Here is a 596-nt window from a genome sequence, read left to right on the forward strand (position 1 = left end):
GACCGCAAGGCGATCCAGGCTGAGGTCGGCCAGCTGCTGTCGGAAGCGGACCGTATCGCCCAGACGTCGGAATTCAACGGCTTGAAACTGCTCGACGGCAGCTTCGGTACCGCCACCTTCCAGGTTGGCGCCAACGCCGGCCAGACCATCCAGGCCACCACTGCCAACTTCCGTACCAATAACTACGGCAACAACGAAGCATCGACCGCGGCCCCGACCACCCTGGCCACCACCGGCACCGCCTACACCGCCGGCAGCTTCGCCCTGCAAGGCCTGGCAACGTCGAACATCGCCGTCACCGCCACCGATACGGCGCAGTCGCTCGCCTCGACCATCAATGGCGCCACCGCCACCACCGGTGTAACGGCCCAGGCCAAGACCGAGGAATCGCTCAGCCTGACCGCCGGCGGCGTGTATTCGCTCGCTGTCACGTCCGACAACAGCACCGCCGCCAACGTCACCTTCACCGTCGGCGCGGCAACCAATGCCTCGGGCCTGGCCTCGGCAGTGAGCGCCTTTAACGATGTGTCGTCGAAAACCGGTGTCACCGCCAAGCTGAACGATGCCAACAATGGCCTGATCCTGACCAATGCCGC

1 protein-coding gene is annotated in these 596 nt (G+C 65.1%); it reads left to right on the plus strand.

Annotated features, from left to right (window positions below; translation table 11 throughout):
* A partial coding sequence (locus RBA40_RS33445; protein ID WP_306653230.1) for a flagellin hook IN motif-containing protein occupies positions 1-596 on the plus strand: 596 nt, incomplete at both ends.

The sequence above is a fragment of the Massilia pseudoviolaceinigra genome (genome assembly GCF_030846505.1).
Classification (GTDB): Bacteria; Pseudomonadota; Gammaproteobacteria; order Burkholderiales; family Burkholderiaceae_D; genus Telluria_A; species Telluria_A violaceinigra.